Here is an 18,513-nt window from a genome sequence, read left to right on the forward strand (position 1 = left end):
TCAGACGCGGAAGCGGCTCACCATCGCCTGCATTTCGTCGGCAATACCGCTCAGCGTGCGGGCCGACGTCGCGGTGCTGGAGGTCGCGCTGCTCGACGCCTCGGCGTTGGCCGCGATCTGCTCGACGCGCTTGGCGACGTCGTTCGCCGCCGCCGTCTGCTCCTGCAAGCCTTCGGCCACGCTGGACACGACCGTCGCGACCTCCCTCGCCTTGCTCTGGATCGTCAGGATGGCATCCCCCGTTTCGCGGGCGTGATCGACGCTCGAATTCGCCGCGTGCACGCCCGACTGAATGCCGTCGACGACTTGATGGGTCGCGTTCTGGATTGACGCGACCATCGCGGTGATCTCGGTCGTCGAATTCGCGGTGCGTTCGGAGAGTTTGCGCACTTCGTCGGCGACGACGGCGAAGCCGCGCCCATGTTCGCCCGCCCGCGCCGCCTCGATCGCGGCGTTGAGCGCGAGGAGGTTGGTCTGGTCGGCGATTTCCTTGATGACGCCGACGAGCTGCGAGATGTGTTGCGACTGCTCGGCGAGTTCGGTGACCTGCGCGGCGGCGCGTTCGACCGTGAGCGCGACGTCCTGGATCTCGCCGACGAGCCGTTCGATCGTCGTGCGGCCGGTCTCGGCGAGGCGGTCCGAGTCGTCCGCGAGGCGGCTCGCGTCGGTCGTCGCTTCGGAAATGTGGTTGATCGACACCGTGAGCTGCTCGATGTTGGCGGCAATCGAGGTCGCGGCCTGCGCCTGCGCGTCCGCAGTGCGTTCGAGCTGCCCGACGTTGTCGGCAAGGTCGTGCGAGGTCTCGGTGATCCGGGCGGCGTTGTGGCGCGTCTCCGCCATCGCGGAGCGCAGCGACTCCTGCATGTCGCGCATCGACTCCACGAGCCGTCCGATTTCATCCTTGCCGCCGCCGGCGATCGCGCCCTGGAGGTCGCCGCCGGCGATCCGCCGCGCGGTGTCGGCCGCCGCCTGGACGCGGACGATGATGCGGCGCGAGATCAGGTAGGACACCAGCGCCGCGATCGCGAGCCCGATGGCCACCGCGATGACGGTACCGACGTAGGCATCGCGCTCATGGCGGGCGATGGCCTGGTTCGACGCTTCCGACCCGTCGCGGTTGAACTTCACGAGGGCGTCCGTCTTGTCGCGCAAGGCGTTGGCGCGCGTCACCCATTCGTCGCGGCGCAAGGCCTGAGCCTCGTCTTCCTTGCCCTCCTTGGTCAGCGCGACGCCCTTCCTGACCGCATCGCGATAGGCGCCCACCGTCTGCCGGATCTCGTCGAGGATCTGGCGCTCGCTCGGCGACACGATCATCGGTTCGTACTCGCTGATCGACTTCTCGACCGACTCCTCCAGCTCGCCGAGCGTTTTCTCGATCTTCGCCTTCTCGTCGGCGCTGCCGGGGAGCATGAATTCGAGGCTGCGCACGCGATAGCGCAGGCGCTCCTGACTGATGCGCCCGGCCTGCTGGATCGACGGCAGCCAGGTGCCGGCGATTTCCTGCGAGTTGCGGATGACCTTGTCGAGCTGGAAGAGGCAGAAGACGCTTGCGAGGATCAGCGCTCCACAGGAGACACCGAGCGTGATCAGCAGTTTGGCGCGCAGGCTGACGTTGTCGAACCATTCCATGGCGAGCCTCCCCTCAAGAAGGTTTGCGGATCACAGTCCGGCGCGCCGTCATCACCCTGCATGATGCCGGCCGGTTTTTCATCGTAGACCGGGGAATCGCATTTGCAATTCCCCGCTCTGCTTAAGTACGCCGGCTGAGAACCAGTCCGCACTCCAGGTGATGGGTATACGGGAACTGGTCGAACACCGCTGCGGCGGCGATTTCGTGGGTATCCGCGAGGGCGGCGACGTTGTCGCGCAGCGTCTGCGGATTGCACGAGACGTAGAGGATGCGGTCGAAGCCGCGCGCGACCTTCACCGTGGCCTCGTCGAGCCCGCTGCGCGGGGGGTCGACGAAGAGGGTCGTAAAGCGGTAGTCGGCGAGGCCGACGTCCTTCATGCGGCGGTACTCGCGCCCGCCGGCGAGCGCATCGCTGATCTCGTCGCTCGACATGCGCACCATCGTGATGTTGTCGATGCCGTTCGCTTCGAGGTTGTAGTGCGCGGCGCGCACCGAGGACTTGCTCACTTCGGTCGCGAGCACGCGGTCGAAGAGCGGCGCCAGCGCGATCGTGAAATTGCCATTGCCGCAGTAGAGCTCCAGCAGGTCGCCGCCCGCGCCTGCGGCCTGGCGGCGCGCCCAGCCGAGCATCTGGCGGTTCACGCCGCCGTTGGGCTGGGTGAAGCTGCCTTCGATCTGCTGGTAGCGCAGACGACGGCCGTCGAGCTCGAACTCCTCGAGCAGCCAGTCGCGGTCCAGCACGATCTTCTGCTTGCGGCTGCGCCCGATGAGCTGCACGCCCAGCTCGGCCGCGAGCACACATGCGGCGGTCTCCCAGGCCTCGTCGAGCGCGCGGTGGTAGACGAGGCTCACCATCAGCTCGCCGCTCAGCGTCGCGAGGAAGTCGACCTGGAAGAGCTTGCGCTTGAGGACCTCGTCGGCCTGCAGCCGCTCGCGCAGCCGCGGCATCACCGCGGCGATCGGTGCCGCGGCAGGCGGGAAATCGTCGAGCAGCACCGGCGTCTTCGGGTCCTCCGAATCGAACATCGCGTAATCGACGCGGCCGCCGTGGTGCCATAGGCGGAATTCGGCGCGCAGGCGGTAGTGCAGCGGTTCGGACTGGAAGACTTCCGGCGCCGGAACACCGAGGGGGGCGAAGTCGGCGGTGAAACGGGCGACCTTTTCGGCGAGCTGGGACGGATATTCGGCGGGATCGAAGCTGGGCAGGGGCATGGTGCGAGGGGTACGGAGGTCTGTGCGGTTCCGGGGGCTGCGTCGAGCGCGTCAGGTGCCCGGAGTCCGCGGCGGAGACCGGAATATACGCTCGTCAGCCGGCCACGTCAGGCCGGCTGCGCTATGATCCATCCTGAACCTCGTCCCGCTCGCACGTCTGACAGAGGAAATCACCGTGCCCCCGAGCCTGACCGACGAATCCCTGTATGCCGGACTCCGCGAAATTGCCGCCGGGGCATTTCCCAAACAGTGCCGGATGTGCGGCCGACGCTACGAGACCGTCCAGGACTACATCACCCAGACCCAGCGCGTCGGCGACGGCCGCAGCGGGCTGAAGCAAAGCCGGGACGACGACGGCAACGTGATCGTGGATCTCTTTCGCAATTGCGTCTGCGGCTCGACGCTGATGGACAGTTTCAACGACCGCCGCGACAACACCGAAGCCGGCCGCAAACGTCGGGCGCGCTTCGGGGAACTGGTCGAAGGGCTGGTGACCAAAGGTCTGGAGCGCGACGTCGCGCGAAGCGAACTGCTCAAGATCCTGCACGGAGAAAAGAGCCTGTTGTTGCGCGCCCGCCCGCGCGACGCTTGATGATATTCCTGCCACCGCCGACGCCCCTGCGTCGAAAAATATGTCATTCAGGAATACAACCCTTCCGGCGCGCGTATGGAATAATGATCAGCGGCGACAGCAATTTCGATGGAGATAGGGCATGGACACGGCCTTCCAATGGTCTCCGGTGTTCGAAACCGGCTTCACGCACATCGATGGACAGCACCGGGCGCTGATCGACCTGATCAACAATGCGGCGATGGTGGTCGCGTCGCCCGAGTCGGCTTCGATCAGACTGCTGGAAGGTCTGCAGGATGAGCTGATCGAGTACACACGGCTGCATTTTGCGGACGAAGAAGCCTTGATGGTCGAACGCCGGCTCGACAAGGCCTTCATCTCAAACCACATCCGCCAGCACCGCGACTTCGAGCGCGAAATCACCGCCGTGCGCGAGAATTCGACCGGCGAACGGCGCGAGGCGATTGCGCTGCTGCAGTTTCTGACGAGTTGGCTGAGCTTCCATATCCTCAGCGCCGACCGCCTGATGGCCGAGCAGATCCGTCTCGTGGAAGACGGCGTGGAGGCACGCGAGGCGCATCGCCAGGTCCTCAAGCAGCAGGACGCGGCCGCGCTGCAACCGCTGCTCGACGCGCTGACCAGCCTGTACTACATCATCACGAGCCGCAATCAGGCACTCACCGACATGAACCGCTCGCTCGAGAGCATGGTCACGGCGCGTACCGCCGAGCTGGGTCGGGACAAGGACGAGCTCGCGAGCCTCGTCAAGAAGATGGAACTCACGCAGAGCCAGCTCCTGCAGTCGGAAAAGATGGCCTCGATCGGGCAGCTCGCGGCCGGTGTCGCACATGAGATCAACAACCCGGTGGGCTTCGTCAATTCCAACCTGGGGACGCTCAAGGGCTATGTCGAAGACCTGCTCGAGGTAATCGACACCTATGCCGGCCTCGAATCGCTGCTGCCGCAGGATCCGGCGCTGCAGCAGCGTCTGGCCGACATGAAGAAGCGCACCGACCTCGCCTATCTGCGCGAAGACGTGCTCGAACTGCTGAAGGAATCGCAGGACGGACTCGGCCGCATCAAGCGCATCGTCGCCGACCTGAAGGACTTTTCCCATGCGGGCGAGGCCGACTGGCAGCACGCGGATCTCAATTCGGGGCTCGAAAGCACGCTCAATGTCGTCTGGAACGAGCTGAAGTACAAGACCGAGGTGATCCGCGACTTCTGCCCCCTGCCGCCGGTGCGCTGTGTCGCCGCGCAGCTCAACCAGGTGTTCATGAACCTGCTGGTCAATGCGGCCCATGCCATCGAGACCAAGGGCACGATCACGATCAGCACCCGTACCGACGGCGACGACGTCGTCGTGACGGTGGCGGACACCGGCAAGGGGATTCCCCCCGACATCCAGCAACGCATCTTCGAGCCCTTCTTCACGACCAAGCCGGTCGGCAAGGGCACGGGGCTCGGACTGTCGATCGCGTGGGACATCATCCGCAAGCACCACGGCACGCTCAGCGTCGCGAGCAAGGTCGGCGAAGGGACCGCGTTCTCGGTGCGCGTGCCGGTGGCGGGCCCGCCCGATGAAGTCGCGGTCAGTGAGACGGCGTCATGAGCGCCGATCTTCCGGCAGCGGCCCCGCAGCGCCACCTGCTGCTGGTCGACGACGAGGAGAGCATCCTCGCTGCGCTGCGCCGGATGCTTCGCCGTGACCGCTACGTCATCCACACTGCGCCGGGCGGTGCAGAGGGGCTGGAGATCCTCGCGCGCGAACCGATCGGGGTCGTCGTCACCGACCAGCGCATGCCCAACATGAGCGGCTCGGAGTTCCTGGGCAAGGTCAAGGAGCTGTACCCGGAGACGATCCGCATCGTGCTGTCGGGCTACACCGAGCTCAATTCGATCGCAACTGCCATCAATCAGGGGGCGATCTACAAGTTCCTCACCAAGCCGTGGGACGACGAACTGCTGCGCGGGCATATCGCGGAAGCCTTCAGCCATTACGAGATGAAGAGCGAGAACCTACGGCTCGCAGCGCTCAACAAGGCGATGATCGATGCGATTCCCGACGCCGTGATGCTGGTCGATTCGGCGACCCGGCGCGTCGTGAGCGCGAACGCCGCGGCGGGCGTCTTGCTCGACATCGCACCGGAGCAGCTCGTCGGGACATCGGTGGCCGATTTCGAACCGCTGCCGCAGGACCAGTACTACTGGGACGAGATCGCACAGTCAGGCTTCCGGCCGATGCAGGCGGTCGAGACCGAGTTCCTGACCCGCAGCGGCGAATGGGTGCCGGTGCGCAAGACGACGTCGAACGCGTCCGACGGCGCGAACGGACACGTACTCGTGCTGGCGTGCAGCCTGAAGCATGAGCGCGCGATCGAGTCCTCGCTCGAACGCGTCAATGCCGAAATGGCCTCGATCCTGGAGGCCACGTCCGAGGGGCTGCTGGTGCTCGACGGTGAGCAGCGGCTCACGCGCATGAACCACCGGCTCGAAGCGATGTGGCGCTTCCCGCGTGAGCTGCTGGTCGCCGGCGACGGCGTGAAGATGCTGGAATGGATCGCAGCGCAGTCACTCGCGCCGGAGCAGATCACGGAAGCCTTCCGTGCCCATCTTTCGGTGCCCGACAAGGGTTCGAGCGGCACCTTCGTGTTGCGAGACGACGGCAGCACGGTGCGCTGGTATGCGAATCCTCAGCTGCTCGGCGACGAAATCGTCGGCAACGTGTTCGGCTTCGTCGAATATCACCCGCCGCTGCCGTGACGCGCCGCGGCCGACGCGCCTCAGCTCGGCCGGCCCTTGTCGTCGAAGTAGTAGGTCATGCGCTTGCGCGGGCTCAGGTATTCGTAGACCTCGCGCGTCAGCGTGGCGGGCCGGATGGCCTTGCTGATGCTGATATCGGGCTGCTTCTCGAGCTCGAGGATGACCGCCTCTTCCTTCGGGATCGCGGGGTCGTGCACGAGGAGCATCGGCAACAGCGGACGCGCAGGGTTCATCGACACGACCATCGCGGTCGCGCCGGTGGAGAGCCGCACGATGCTGCCCGGGGGATAGACGCCCAGCACGTGGATCAGCTTGCCGAGCATCGCCGGGTCGTACCAGCCCTTGCGCTTGGCGAACATCATCGACAGCGCCTCGTGCGGCGTCAGGGCTTTGGCCGGATCGACCGGATTGCACAGGTTGTCGTAGGCGTTCACGACGCCGACAAGGCGTGAGACGGGCGTGATCGCGTCGCCCGCGAGCCCCGCAGGATAGCCGCTGCCGTCGATGTTTTCGTGATGCTGCAGGATCGCGCCGACGACGGCCTCGGGCAGGCCCGCCTGCGTCGCGAGGCGCGCGCCCATCGCGCAGTGCTGGCGCAGGAAATCCGTTTCGGCACGGGTCAGGGGTTCGGTCTTGCTGCGGACCCGATAGGGGATTTCCTCCTTGCCGATGTCGTGGAAGATCGCGGCGACGCCGGCCATGCGAAGCATCTCGGCGTCGAACTGGATCGCCTTGCCGAGCAGCAGCGCGAGCATCGTCACGTTGAGGCTGTGGTAGTAGACCTCTTCGCCCGCAGCATGATCGTTGAGCAGGTGGATCATGACCTCGCTGTTGCCAAGCAGCGCCGAAGTCACCTCGTCGACGAGGGCGCCGGCGCTCGTGACGACGCGCTGGGGTTCGGAGTAGATGCTCTTGGTGATGTCGCGCAGCACGGTCGCCGCCTTCGCGGCCTTGCGCTCCGCGGCGCCCATGCTGGCTCGCAGGATACGGTTCTGCTCGATGCGCCACGACTTGGCGGCCGCAATCGTGGCGCTCGTCTCGTCGCGTGCAGCGACGGGACCCGCCGCCGGGCCGGCCGGACTTGCGGCCTCGGGTTGCGCGGACGGCCTCGTCATCCCGCGGCGGGGGTCGATGCGCACCTTCGTCAGACCGAGCGAGCGGATCGTCGCCAGCTGCTCCTCGGTGCGCACGACGAAGCTATTGAACGTGAACGGGTGCTGCAGCCACGACAGTTCGAGAATCACGAACATGCCTATGGACAGCTCCTGTATGTCGACGTAGACCGCTTCTGCAGACCGTTCGTCACTCATCGCCCAGCCTCACCCTGTGAACTGTGCCGACGCCCCAGCCGGGGACGATACCCCGACGGGATTTCCGTCTGGTCATCATAGGTTATTTCGCGGCGCCGACGAACTATCCCGGTGCCTGTCCGCAGGAAGGTGTATCAGCCGCGAAACAGTCCGAAGCCCGCGGAAGAGCTGATTAATTCTTTGAATTTCATGGACATGAATCGACACCACGGTCCTCTCGGCCGTTTTCCGGGCGTCGGACTGTACAGCGACTGAACAATTCGCCGTATCCGCGCATCGGACGACAGGCGACTCGGCGCCAAGGCGCGTCCACATTCCATGCGTCACAGGCCTTTCCGGCCTGTGGCACAGCTCTTGCCCTTGTGACCCACCGGGCAGGGCACGGTGTCTTGCCTGGCCATCCGAAGGGGCATGTGATGAAAAGGACATTGATCTCCAGTGCACTCGCGCTCGCCTTCGGCCTTAGCGGACACGCATGGGCAGATTCCACCAACACCGGAAACGGTGCCGTCGGCGGCAGTAGTACGCAGAATGCGACTGCAAGCACGACGACGGGCGGCAGCGGCAGTCCGCAGGCCAACGGCAACTCGACGGCGGAACAGAACAACTTCTCCGACCAAAACAACGACAAGAGCACCGGCAACTTCCGCGACAGCAGCGGCGCAGCGCTCGCCGGCGACTCGGGAGGCTCGGCCGCCAACCTCGGCGCGACCGCCACCTCCAACTTCTCCAACGCATTCAACACGACCTCGGTCGTCGCCCAGTCCGAACTCTCGGGCACCGTGACGATGATCTCGGTCAGCGGCCTCGGCAATCGCGCCTGGAACCAGGGTGACGTGAGCGGCGGGGCCGGCGGGCGCACCTCCGGTGGCAACGGCGGCAGCGGCACGGGCGGGAACGCGACCGGTACCGGCAGCAACGGCGCCGCCGCGACCGGCGGCAACGGCGCGGCCGGTGGCGCGGGCGGTGGCGGCGTTGTCGGCAGCGCCTCCACGGGCAGCGCGGCAGGCGCGAACGGTGGTAACGGCGGCAGCGCCGGCGCGGCGAGCGGCGGAAGCGGCGGAACGGCTGGCGCCATCGGCGGCCACGGCGACGCGGGCGGCAGCTCCACGGGCGGCACTGCGACGGCGTCGGCGGGCGACTCCAAAAGCACGGGCGGCAACGCCGGTGCCGGGACCAGTGCTTCCGGAGGCGGTGCCAGCGGGATTGGCGGCAGCGGCCAGGCCACCCATACGGCCAGCTCAGGCGCAGGCAGCGGCAGCGCCCAGGCCGGGGGCAGCACGAGCAGTGGTAACGGCGCTGTGGGTGGCGCTGCTACTGGCCAAGCGAGTGCAACCGCTGGGACCTCCGGCACATCGACCGGCGGCGGCACCTCCAGCGCGACCGGTGGCAGCAACACTGACCGCACAACGGCAGGCGCAGGCGGCGCAGGAAACGGTGGCACGCTGACGGGCGGCAGCGGGATCGCCTCCGGCACCAGCGGCAGCAACGCTCAGCAGGCCAGCGCCAGCGGCGGGGTCGGTAGCGGCAACGGCGGGACCGCGACGACCGCCGCGACGAGTTCGACCGCGGGCGATGGGACGACGACGGGCGGCAGCGCGACGGCTAACGGCGGAGCCGGTTCGACCGGCTCCTCGTCCGGGAGCGGCGGCACGGCAAGCGCCAACGGCGGCGCGGGCAACATGGCCAGCAACACCTCCGGCAACGGCGGCAACGGCGGCTCGGCCACCAGCGGCAACGCCACCAACGGTAACGCATCCGGCGCGGCGGGCGGTGCAGGCGGCGCGGGCGGCGGCGGCAACAGCGGTGGAGCGGGCGGCAGCGGCGGCACGAACATGGCGGGCTCTGGCGCCGGTGGCAGCGGCAGCGGCGGGACCGGCGGCGGCGGCGGCCCGGGCGGCAACGTCACGATCAGTGCCGGCGACTTCAACCTTTCCAACTCGATCAGCGGCAGCTTCACCAACGGCGCGGGAATCATCATCAACGCCCAGAACACGGGCATCGGCGCCTTGGTCCAGCAGAGCGCGAACGTGCAGGCGAACCTGAGCGTCCGCTGAGCGGCGGCATCCGTAGCAGACCAGCGACAGAAACCTGCCGGGCTCGGAATGCCTTCCCTGCCCGGCTTCGAGGAAACGACGATGAAAAAGACAATGATCTCGAGTGCGATCGCACTTGCCTTCGGTATGGCCGGCTCGGCCTGGGCCGCCAGCGCGGCAAACAGCGTGGGCGACGTCACCAACGACAATACGCAGACGTCGAGCACCACATCGACCAGTTCGGGCAGCGGCAGCCCGCAGGCCAACGAAAACTCGTCATCGCAGCAGAACAACTCCTCCGACCAGAACAACGACAAGAGCGCCGGCGACTATCGCAACAACACCGGCGACGCCGCGGCGGGCTCGCTCGGCAGCACCGCCGCCAACAACGGCGGCACCGCCACGTCGAACTTCTCGAACGCGTTCAACAACACCTCGGTCGTCGCGCTGTCGCGGCTCAACGGGATGGTGACCAACGCCACCGTGACGGGGCTGGGCAATCAGGCCTGGAATGCGGGCAATACGACCGGCGGCAGGGGCGGTGCGACATCCGGCGGCGACGGCGGTAGCGGATCCGGCGGCCATGCCATGGGTAGCGGCGCTGCGGGCGGCAGTGCTCAAGGCGGCAACGGCAGCGCCGGCGGCCAGGGCGGCACCGCGGTGGTCGGCAATTCCACGAGCGGCACGGCCGCGGGCGCAAACGGCGGAGCGGGCGGCCAGGCCGGTCCGGCGACCGGCGGCGCGGGCGGCAGCACGACGGCTAGCGCGGGCAACGGCTCGGCGACCGGTTCGTCCACCGGCGGAGCTGCGAGCGGCACGGGCGCGGCAGCAACGGGCACCGGCGGCAACGCGGTCGGCGGCAATACGGCGACGGGCGGGCTTGCAACCGGCACCGGCGGCACCGCGACTGCGAATGGCCAGGGCACGACCGGCACGGCAAGCGCGAGCGCCTCGTCCGGCGGCAGCACCAGCAGCGGCGCCGGCGGCGCCGGCGGCAACGGTAGCGGCACGACCTCGGACGGCGGCACGACGGCGAGTTCCGGCACGCCGAGCTCGACGACGACGACCGGCACCGGTTCGACCGCGAGCGGCGGTACCAACAGCGCGACGGCGACCGGCGGCGCGGGCGGTAGCGGCAATGGCGGTACGCTCGCCGGTGGAACTTCGGGTCCGTCCAACGGGACGAGCGGCAACAACACGCAAGCCGCAACGGCTAGCGGAGGCGCGGGATCGGGTAACGGCGGCGCCGGCAGCTCGGGCGGCACGACGGCGAACGGCGGCGCCGGCAGCGGCACCGGCGGCGCAGGAACGGCGACGGCGGGCGCAGGCACGACCGGCGCCTCGAGCGGCACCGGCGGCGCCGCAAGCTCGACCGGCGGGGCGGGCGGCGCAGCCAGCAACGTGGCGGGCAACGGCGGCGCGGGCGGCACGGCCACCAGCGGCAGCGCGAGCAACGGCAACGCGACGGCCGGCAACGGCGGTGACGGCGGCGCAGGCGGCGGCGGCAACACCGGCGGCGCGGGCGGCGACGGCGGCACGAACACCGCCGGAGCGGGCGCAGGCGGTGCAGGCCAGGGCGGAGCCGGTGGCGCCGGTGGCGCAGGCGGAGCCGTGGCGGTCGATGCGGGCAGCTTCAACATGTCCAATTCGATCGGCGGCAGCTTCACCAATGGTGCCGGCATCATCATCAATGCCCAGAACAGCGGCATCGGCGCGCTGGTGCAACAGAGCGCAAACGTGCAGGCGAACCTGACGGTCAGGTAAGCGGCACGCGCCGGGCCGGGGAGCGGGATCTGTCCCCGGCCCGTCTGCAGCCGAGGAGTGAAGCAATGGAACAGCTCTATCCCTTGCTCGCCGTGGCGCTGGCCATGGCGATGTTCATACCGAGCGCTCACGCCGATCCGACATCGATCGGTGAAGCCGCGATCGCGGACGGAACGGAAACGATCGTGGCGGAAGCGCCTCAGCCTACGCTGCTGGGGACTGCGGCACTGGACGACGCGGCGCTCGACGGGCAGCGCGGTGGCGCCGATACGCACCGCAGCGACCTGAGCGCGGTCGGCTCGGTCAGCGAAGTGGCGGTGTCCGATGCCGTGACGGGCCAGAACCTGATCGCCGGCGGCGCGCTGAGCGGCGCCAGCGGCATTCCGATGTTCATCCAGAACAGCGGCAACGGCGTGCTGATCCAGAACGCCGTGATCCTGAATGTCGACGTGCGCTGATGGAACGACGATGACGATGCATGCGCCGTCCCGCATCGCGCTCTCGATCTTCGTCGTGACCTGCGCGGCCTTCGTGTCCGCCCTGGCGGCGGACAGGGCGCAGATTCTCGGTCCCTCCGGCAGCACCTACTCGGTGCCGGTCGTCACGATGAAGGGCGCGCGCTATGCATCGACGCTGCATCAGCAATACGACTTCAGCTGCGGCTCCGCAGCGGTCGCGACCTTGCTGACGCACCACTATGGGCACAAGGTCGACGAAGCCGAGGTCTTCAGATTCATGTTCGAGCGCGGCGACCAGGCCAAGATCCGGCGCGAAGGCTTCTCGATGCTGGACATGAAGTTCTATCTCGACGCGCTGGGCTTTCGCGCCGAAGGCGTGCAGGCGACGCTCGACCAGCTCGCGTCGGTCGGCATACCGGCAATCGCGCTGATCAAGGAAAACGGCTACATGCATTTCGTCGTGGTCAAAGGCGTGCGCGGCCGGCGCGTCGTGATCGGCGACCCCGCGCTCGGCACTCGCGTGCTCGATCGCGCCATGTTCGAAAGCTATTGGACGAACCACATCCTGCTCGTCATCAACAACGCCATGACCCAGGCGCGCTTCAATCGCGACGAGGACTGGCGGGTGCGGCCGGCGGCGCCGCTGGCGGATGCCGCGGCAGGCCTGCGCGACGCGGACGTGATGCTGCTGCGGCGCAATCCGGGCGATTTCTGAGCGGCAACGGCCATGAGCAGACGGCCCAAGAGATACCTCGCCGCGGCTTTCGCGGCCATCCTCGTCGAAGCGGGCGGTCTTCCCGACGGCGCACTGCGGTGGGTGCTGAACCCCGTGTATGGTGCGGGCGACGCCGGCTTTTCGCCGGGCCTCTGCGCGCAAGGACACCCGTCCGCGGAGCTGCTGGCGCTGGCCGACTGGCCGCTGGACCCGGCCGGCAGCGGCTGCTCGACGGCCGAAAGCGGCGGGATGGCCGAAACCGTGATGATGCCCGACACCGTCGTGACGGCGGTCGCGCCTGTAGCAGCCATCGAGTTCCAGCCGCTCGCTCCGGTCGACATCGAGGTCCCGGTGTCGCCCCCGCCCGCGCCGCCGTCTCGTCTCGATCCGGAACCGGTCCTGTTCTCCGGCGCGCTGGTCGAGGACGACGCGCTGGACAGCCTGCGCGGCGGTTTCGAGACGCCCGGCGGCCTGGTGATGTCCTTCGGCGTCGAGCGCCTCGTCTACATCAACGGCGCCCTGACCAGCATGACGCGGCTCAACGTCCTCGACCTCGGCCAGCTCCGCGGCGCCGGTATCGACCCCGCGCAGCTGCCGACGATCGGCAGCACGCTCGCGGTGATCCAGAACGGACCGAACAACAGCTTCGTCGCCGAAGGCCTCGCGAGCGGCGCCATCGCCACCGTGATCCAGAATTCGCTCGACAACCAGCGCATCCAGGCCGTCACGACGATCAACGCGACCGTCAACAGCCTCGAACTGATGCGCGCGAACCGCCTCGGCGAATCGCTGCGCAGCGCGGTCAGCGGCGCAATGATCCGCTGAGCGCGGGACACGCTCACAGCGTCATTGGCACGCGCAGCGTGATCTGCAGGTCCGGGGCGTCGCTCGTGAGCCCCGCCCCCAGCGACAGGTTGATCGTCTTGCCCGAATCGAGGCGGTAGGAATAGCCCAGCAGCAGCGTGCCCAACTCGCTGCGGATCGAATTCCGCGGCGTGCGTCCATTGACGCGCAGCTTGCCGACCGACAGGTGGTCGTAGCCGATGCTGAAGGACGAGCGCTCGTTCAGCGCGAGCCCCATGCCGAAGTTGAAGCCGAAGGCGCCGCCCGCCTGGACGTCGCCGAGCTCGATGTCGCCGTCGTTGGTCTTCTGCTTCACTTTGCTGCGCTCGAAGCTGTACTGGTAGCTGACGCCGCCGAAGAACACGACCGGATCGGACGGCACCAGCACGGTCAGCCCGGGCGTCAGCGAATAGAAGCCCGAGCCGGTCGCGACCTCGGTCTGCAGGCCGGTGCCGGTCGTGCCGCGGATCGTGCGGTCGACCTTGACCTCGAAGGGGTCGCGCCCGGTGCGCGTCTTCAGGCGCAGCCAGCCGACGTAGTAGGGGTTCTCGGCGCCGCCGTCGTTGAGCTGGTAGCGCCCGGTGAGCTCGATGTCGCCGAGGGCGTGGCCGCTGACGTCGAAGGCCTCGTCGGCGGCCGCACCCGCGCCGACCGGCCGGCTGACGCTGGTATCGCTGCGATAGACATACGGGATCTTGGTCTCGAGCTCGAAGCGGTTGGTGATGCCGCGCCGCACCGTCAGCGCGCCAATGAAGGAATCGCTCCGCACCTCGCGCACGTCGATCAGGCCGATCAGGATCGCCGGGATCACCGTGTAGCCGACGAGCGCGATGCGGTCGCTCGTCGAATGCGCGTATTGCAGCGAGGGCTCGACGACCCACTTGTCGCGCGGCGTCAGCACCCCCGGCTGCTCGAAGATCGGCGCGACCTGCGGCGGACGGCCGTCGGCGGGGCGGTCCGGCGCCTTGCCCACCGGCGCCGGCGCCTGTGCCACGGTCTGGACCGGCGTCGCCGCCGGCGGATTCGTCGCCGCGGCAGGAGCCGTCGTCGGACCTGCATCGCCGGCAACGCTGCCCCGCCCGCTTATCCTATCCAGGCCTATCGCCCGGCGCATGTCGTCGAGCATCGCCTTCTGGCGTGCGAGATCCCGCTTCAGCGTCTCGATCTGCTCGCTCTGCGCCTCGATCCGTTGCCGGAGCGCGTCGCCCGTGTCGAGCCCCCCGTCGTCGGCGGCGTGAAGAACGGTGCTGGAGGCTGCCAGCACGAGTCCGGCCCAGGTTTTCATGGCGTGATCCTCAGGCGGTCCATCATGCGATACAGGGTCACGCGCGAAATGCCGAGCTGGCGCGCAACCTGCGAGACGTTGTTGCGGTACTTCTGCATGCAGTTGACGATGATTTCCTTCTCGACCGAGGCGCGCACTTCGTCCAGCGTCGGGTCCGCCTCGATCCGACCGGGAACCGGGATGCCGAGATCGGCGGCGGTGATGCACTTGTTCTCGGTCATGATCATCGCGTACTGCACGCGGTTGATCAGTTCGCGCACATTCCCGGGCCACGTGTATTCGGCCATCGCGTGGATCGCCTCCGAGCTGAAGCCGCGGACCTGCGAGCTCTTCTGGTGCGAGTTCTGGCGGAAGATCGCGTTCGCCAGCAGGAAGACGTCGCTCGCGCGCTCGCGCAAGGGCGGCACTTCGAGGTGGAGGACGTTGAGCCGATAAAAGAGGTCCTCGCGGAAATGCCCCTCCTCGACCGCCCGCCCGAGGTCCACGTGCGTCGCCGCGACCACGCGCACGTTCACCCGCACGCGCTCGGTGGAGCCGACGCGCACGATCGTCTTCTCCTGCACGAAGCGCAGCAGGTTGGCCTGCAGGTCGAGCGGCAGGTCGCCGATCTCGTCGAGGAAGAGCACCCCGTCGTTGGCCGCCTCGATGCTGCCTAGCTTGCGCTGGTGCGCCCCGGTGAAGGCGCCGCGCTCGTGGCCGAAGAGTTCGGACTGGATCAGGTTGGGCGGGATCGCGCCGCAGTTCATCGTGATGAAGGGGAAGCGCGCGCGCGCCGAATGACGGTGGATCGCGCTCGCGACGAGTTCCTTGCCGGTGCCCGACTCGCCGCCGATCAGCACCGGCGCGTCGACGGCGACGATCTTCTCGATCTTGCGATACAGCTGGAGCATTTTCGGATGACGCCCGATCATGCCGAAGCGCCCTTCCATGCCATCGTTCGCGGCCGGCCGCCCGGCGAGGTTCCGGAACATCAAGGCCTTGCCGTAGGCATGGCCCAGCGTGACGTCCAGTCGCTGGCGGTCGAAGGGCAAGGTGTGGAAATCGTTGAAGCAGCGCAACGTCGCCAGGGCGTGCACCGGATGGTGGACGGCGTCTTGCCCGAGGATCGCGATCCACTCAGCGTCGTCGCTTGCAATGAGCGACATGATTTCCTGTGCGCCCCACGGCTGTCCGGCGTCGAACGCGACCAAGCCGACCAAGGGCGCACCGCGCACGAGTGCGCTACGCGCCGCCTCGATCGACGAGACATGCTCGAACTCCCAAGCGCTGAGGTCCAACGACTCCAAGGCCGCAGCGACGATTCCGACCTGATCCAGCAGTAATCCTTTGCGTTTCACCATGCGCACCCTTTGCCCTGCAGTCCCGCAATAGCGACAGGTCCAGCGGCAGATCCTGGACGAACACCGTAAGTAGCAAAAATGATGCGCTCGGGCCGCGGCGCGCGTCGTCCGCGACGTCGGGAATGTAAGCAAAGGCGAGCGACCTACCGTGATTCCCGCAAGGGGCCGCGTTTCATGACTTTGACATATTCATTATGAAAGCCCGATCCCGACGGCCTGCCGACAAGCGCGGCTCAGGGCGAGGAAATTCGCCTAAAAATAATACCGTCGTCATTTTTCGGCGCCTTTTACTCCCTTTCCGGTAGGCCGCAGCCCGCGAACTTGAGGAGGCAAGACGCCGCAAATGCAGGCCGATCGACCCGACCGGCGGGCACTGTAAGAAATGCCGACAGCAACTCGTTCCGCGGCGGGGGTGGAGAGGCCGAGCGTGCAGCATCTATGCAGGCAAGGACGGCGTCGGCGGCGCGCCGCAGGGTAGGGATGGCTGTCAGAAGCGTGTAAAAAACGCCGACAGCATTCGCGCCAACGACCGATACCCAGCGCGGGCAGCGCCGGTGCTGCGCCTGCGCGTCAGCGAACGTTACACTGGCGCTTGAGCCTGCAGGAGATATTGCCGCAATGCCGTCCTCCGGACGAATCCGCACGCTTCGCGGCTCCGACGGCCGTCCGTTCAAGGGCTTCGGCTGGTACGCCGCGTGGAGCGTGCTATTCGGAACCTTCCTGGTGGCGCTGTTCTGGGTCGTCGCCCTGCGCGAACTCGATCGGGACTGGCAGCACCAGGAGGAGTCGATCGAGGAAAATCTCGAGAGCTTCGCACGTGCGTTGGACGGGCACGTCGGCGCGGCCGTGCGCGCCATCGACGCCTCGCTTATCCTGCTGCGCCGTGAATACCGCCACCACCGGCACGACATCAACGAGCAGGCCGAGATCCTCGGCCGCGAGTTGCTAGAAGGCGGCATCACACAGATCGCGGTCATCGGACCCGACGGCTATCTCGCCTATACCAACCTGCCTGCACCGCCCGGCCGGACCTATCTCGGCGACCGCGAACATTTCAAGTTCCTGCAGGCGTCGGCCGAGGACACGCTCTTCATCAGCAAACCGGTTGTCGGCCGCGTATCCGGCAAGGCGACGCTGCAGTTCGCGCGCAAAATGACCGGCCCCGACGGCAGCTTTGCCGGTGTGATCCTGCTGTCCGTGGATCCGAGCTATTTCAGCCGCTTCTACGATTCGGTCAAGCTCGGCAAAGGCGGCGTCGTGGCGCTCGCCGGCACCGATGGCGTCCTGCGGGCGCGCTCCTCGTTCCAGCAACAGGCGCTCGGCAAGGACCTGCGCAATTTCCCGGCTTTCGCGCCCGGCGCGCCCGCCCAAGGCCACTTCCATGCGCCCAGCCCAATCGACAACGTCCCGCGTCTCTACACCTACCGCCAGCTCGAAAAACTCCCTCTCGTCGTGATGGTCGGGGTCGACGAAGCCGACGCCTTCGCGAACCTCGTCGAACAGCGCCGCGAGTACCTGACGGCGGCCTTCGGCGGCAGCGTCGTCGTCGCGCTGTCGATCATCCTGCTACTGCTCCAGATCCGCCGTCAGCAGGCGCTCCAGGCCCGCTACCGGCACGTGTTGCAGCACGCCTCGGACGGAATGATCCTGTGCGACGAGCAAGGCTTCATCCGTGACGTCAACAACGAAGCCTGCCGCACCCTCGGCTATGAGCCCGCCGCGCTTCTCGGCCGCCGCTACGCGCAGATCGATCCGGCGATCGACGTCCGGCTCCTGGCGCAGCTGGCCGCCTCCGGCACGCCGCTGCGCCTGGAAGGGGAACACCAGACGAAAGACGGCCGGGTCTACGCGGTGGAGACCACGCTCACGTCGATCGCAGGCGCCGATCGGCTCTTCCTCGGCATCTTTCGCGACATCACCCAGCGCAAGGAAGCCGAGCGGCATATGTGGCGTCAGGCGCATCTCGACGGGCTCACGGGCGTGGCCAATCGCGCGCTCTTCCGCGATCGCCTGGAGCAGGCCGTCGCCCGCGCGCGACGCCATTCCGAAGGGCTCGCCCTGCTCTTCGTCGATCTCGACCGCTTCAAGCAGGTCAACGACACGCTGGGCCACGCCGCAGGCGACGCCTTGCTGCAGAGCGTCGCGAAGCGACTGCAGGGATCGGTGCGGGCCGAGGATACGGTCGCGCGTCTCGGCGGCGACGAGTTCTGCCTGATCTTGCCCGATCTGCCGCACCGCGGCGACGCCACCATCGTCGCGCAGAAGATCCTCGACATACTCGACGCACCGCACGTGCTCGGGGGTCGCGCGCTGGCCATCGCCGCCAGCATCGGCATCGCGCGCTTCCCCGAAGACGGCGAGACCGCCGACGAACTGCTGCGCAACGCCGACGGCGCGATGTATCGCGCAAAGGAACAAGGCCGCGGAGGCTACGCGAGCAGCATACGGTCGCGCGATTGAGGGAACGCACGCGGTCTCGCTGGGCCTAACCTCCAAGCGTCCAGTCCCCACTTGCCCCTCCCGCAAGTACATGACCATCATGCCTGCGCCAGATCAAGCTACATCCGGCCCACTGATTCCAGCGCC

Annotated in this window: 14 protein-coding genes; 9 read left to right on the forward strand and 5 right to left on the reverse strand. The window is 67.5% G+C overall.

What is annotated here, in order from left to right:
• Both VJ673_RS07805 and trmA read right to left on the reverse strand, forming a co-directional pair.
• Window positions 1-1,629: a methyl-accepting chemotaxis protein gene (locus VJ673_RS07805; RefSeq protein WP_324125498.1), complete on the reverse strand. Its 1,629-nt coding sequence runs from the start codon at window positions 1,627-1,629 to the stop codon at window positions 1-3.
• Between the two features lie 121 nt (window positions 1,630-1,750).
• On the reverse strand, window positions 1,751-2,842 hold the full coding sequence (trmA, locus tag VJ673_RS07810; RefSeq protein WP_324125499.1) for a tRNA (uridine(54)-C5)-methyltransferase TrmA: 1,092 nt from the start codon (window positions 2,840-2,842) through the stop codon (window positions 1,751-1,753).
• 175 nt (window positions 2,843-3,017) lie between these two features.
• On the opposite strand from trmA, the gene VJ673_RS07815 reads away from it, so the two are divergent.
• The 3 genes from VJ673_RS07815 to VJ673_RS07825 all read left to right on the forward strand — a co-directional run bounded on the left by VJ673_RS07815 (window position 3,018) and on the right by VJ673_RS07825 (window position 6,176).
• Window positions 3,018-3,434, forward strand: a complete 417-nt coding sequence (locus tag VJ673_RS07815; protein ID WP_324125500.1) for an oxidoreductase — start codon at window positions 3,018-3,020, stop codon at window positions 3,432-3,434.
• Between the two features lie 121 nt (window positions 3,435-3,555).
• Complete coding sequence (locus VJ673_RS07820; protein ID WP_324125501.1) at window positions 3,556-5,025, forward strand: ATP-binding protein; 1,470 nt, start codon at window positions 3,556-3,558, stop codon at window positions 5,023-5,025.
• Window positions 5,022-6,176 (forward strand): response regulator, encoded by a 1,155-nt coding sequence (locus VJ673_RS07825; protein WP_324125502.1) that lies wholly within the window; start codon window positions 5,022-5,024, stop codon window positions 6,174-6,176. The genes VJ673_RS07820 and VJ673_RS07825 overlap by 4 nt, the downstream gene beginning before the upstream one ends.
• A 20-nt stretch (window positions 6,177-6,196) precedes the next feature.
• On the opposite strand, the gene VJ673_RS07830 is transcribed toward VJ673_RS07825, so the two are convergent.
• Window positions 6,197-7,486: a cyclic di-GMP phosphodiesterase gene (locus VJ673_RS07830; protein ID WP_324125503.1), complete on the reverse strand. Its 1,290-nt coding sequence runs from the start codon at window positions 7,484-7,486 to the stop codon at window positions 6,197-6,199.
• Window positions 7,487-7,902: 416 nt separating this feature from the next.
• Between VJ673_RS07830 and VJ673_RS07835 the strand changes: the two genes are divergently transcribed.
• From VJ673_RS07835 to VJ673_RS07855, 5 genes are all read left to right on the forward strand, one after another.
• Window positions 7,903-9,543, forward strand: a complete 1,641-nt coding sequence (locus tag VJ673_RS07835) for a hypothetical protein (RefSeq protein WP_324125504.1) — start codon at window positions 7,903-7,905, stop codon at window positions 9,541-9,543.
• An 81-nt stretch (window positions 9,544-9,624) separates the two neighbouring features.
• Window positions 9,625-11,286, forward strand: coding sequence for a hypothetical protein (locus VJ673_RS07840; RefSeq protein ID WP_324125505.1), 1,662 nt, complete (start codon window positions 9,625-9,627; stop codon window positions 11,284-11,286).
• Between the two features lie 65 nt (window positions 11,287-11,351).
• Entirely contained in the window at window positions 11,352-11,744 is a 393-nt protein-coding gene (locus VJ673_RS07845; protein ID WP_324125506.1) for a hypothetical protein, read from the forward strand.
• 10 nt (window positions 11,745-11,754) lie between these two features.
• Window positions 11,755-12,459, forward strand: coding sequence for a C39 family peptidase (locus VJ673_RS07850; protein ID WP_324125507.1), 705 nt, complete (start codon window positions 11,755-11,757; stop codon window positions 12,457-12,459).
• A gap of 12 nt (window positions 12,460-12,471) precedes the next feature.
• The gene (locus tag VJ673_RS07855; RefSeq protein WP_324125508.1) at window positions 12,472-13,284 is read left to right on the forward strand and encodes a hypothetical protein; all 813 of its coding nucleotides are present in this window, start codon (window positions 12,472-12,474) and stop codon (window positions 13,282-13,284) included.
• A gap of 13 nt (window positions 13,285-13,297) precedes the next feature.
• Here the strand turns inward: VJ673_RS07855 and VJ673_RS07860 are convergent, their stop codons facing one another.
• Entirely contained in the window at window positions 13,298-14,587 is a 1,290-nt protein-coding gene (locus VJ673_RS07860; RefSeq protein ID WP_324125509.1) for an acetate kinase, read from the reverse strand.
• A complete protein-coding gene (locus VJ673_RS07865; RefSeq protein ID WP_324125510.1) occupies window positions 14,584-15,927 on the reverse strand; it encodes a sigma-54 dependent transcriptional regulator in 1,344 nt (447 codons plus the stop codon). The genes VJ673_RS07860 and VJ673_RS07865 overlap by 4 nt, the downstream gene beginning before the upstream one ends.
• A gap of 618 nt (window positions 15,928-16,545) precedes the next feature.
• On the opposite strand from VJ673_RS07865, the gene VJ673_RS07870 reads away from it, so the two are divergent.
• On the forward strand, window positions 16,546-18,387 hold the full coding sequence (locus VJ673_RS07870) for a sensor domain-containing diguanylate cyclase (RefSeq protein ID WP_324125511.1): 1,842 nt from the start codon (window positions 16,546-16,548) through the stop codon (window positions 18,385-18,387).
• Window positions 18,388-18,513: the final 126 nt, after the last annotated feature.

This window comes from Aromatoleum sp. (assembly GCF_035254505.1).
GTDB lineage: Bacteria > Pseudomonadota > Gammaproteobacteria > Burkholderiales > Rhodocyclaceae > Aromatoleum.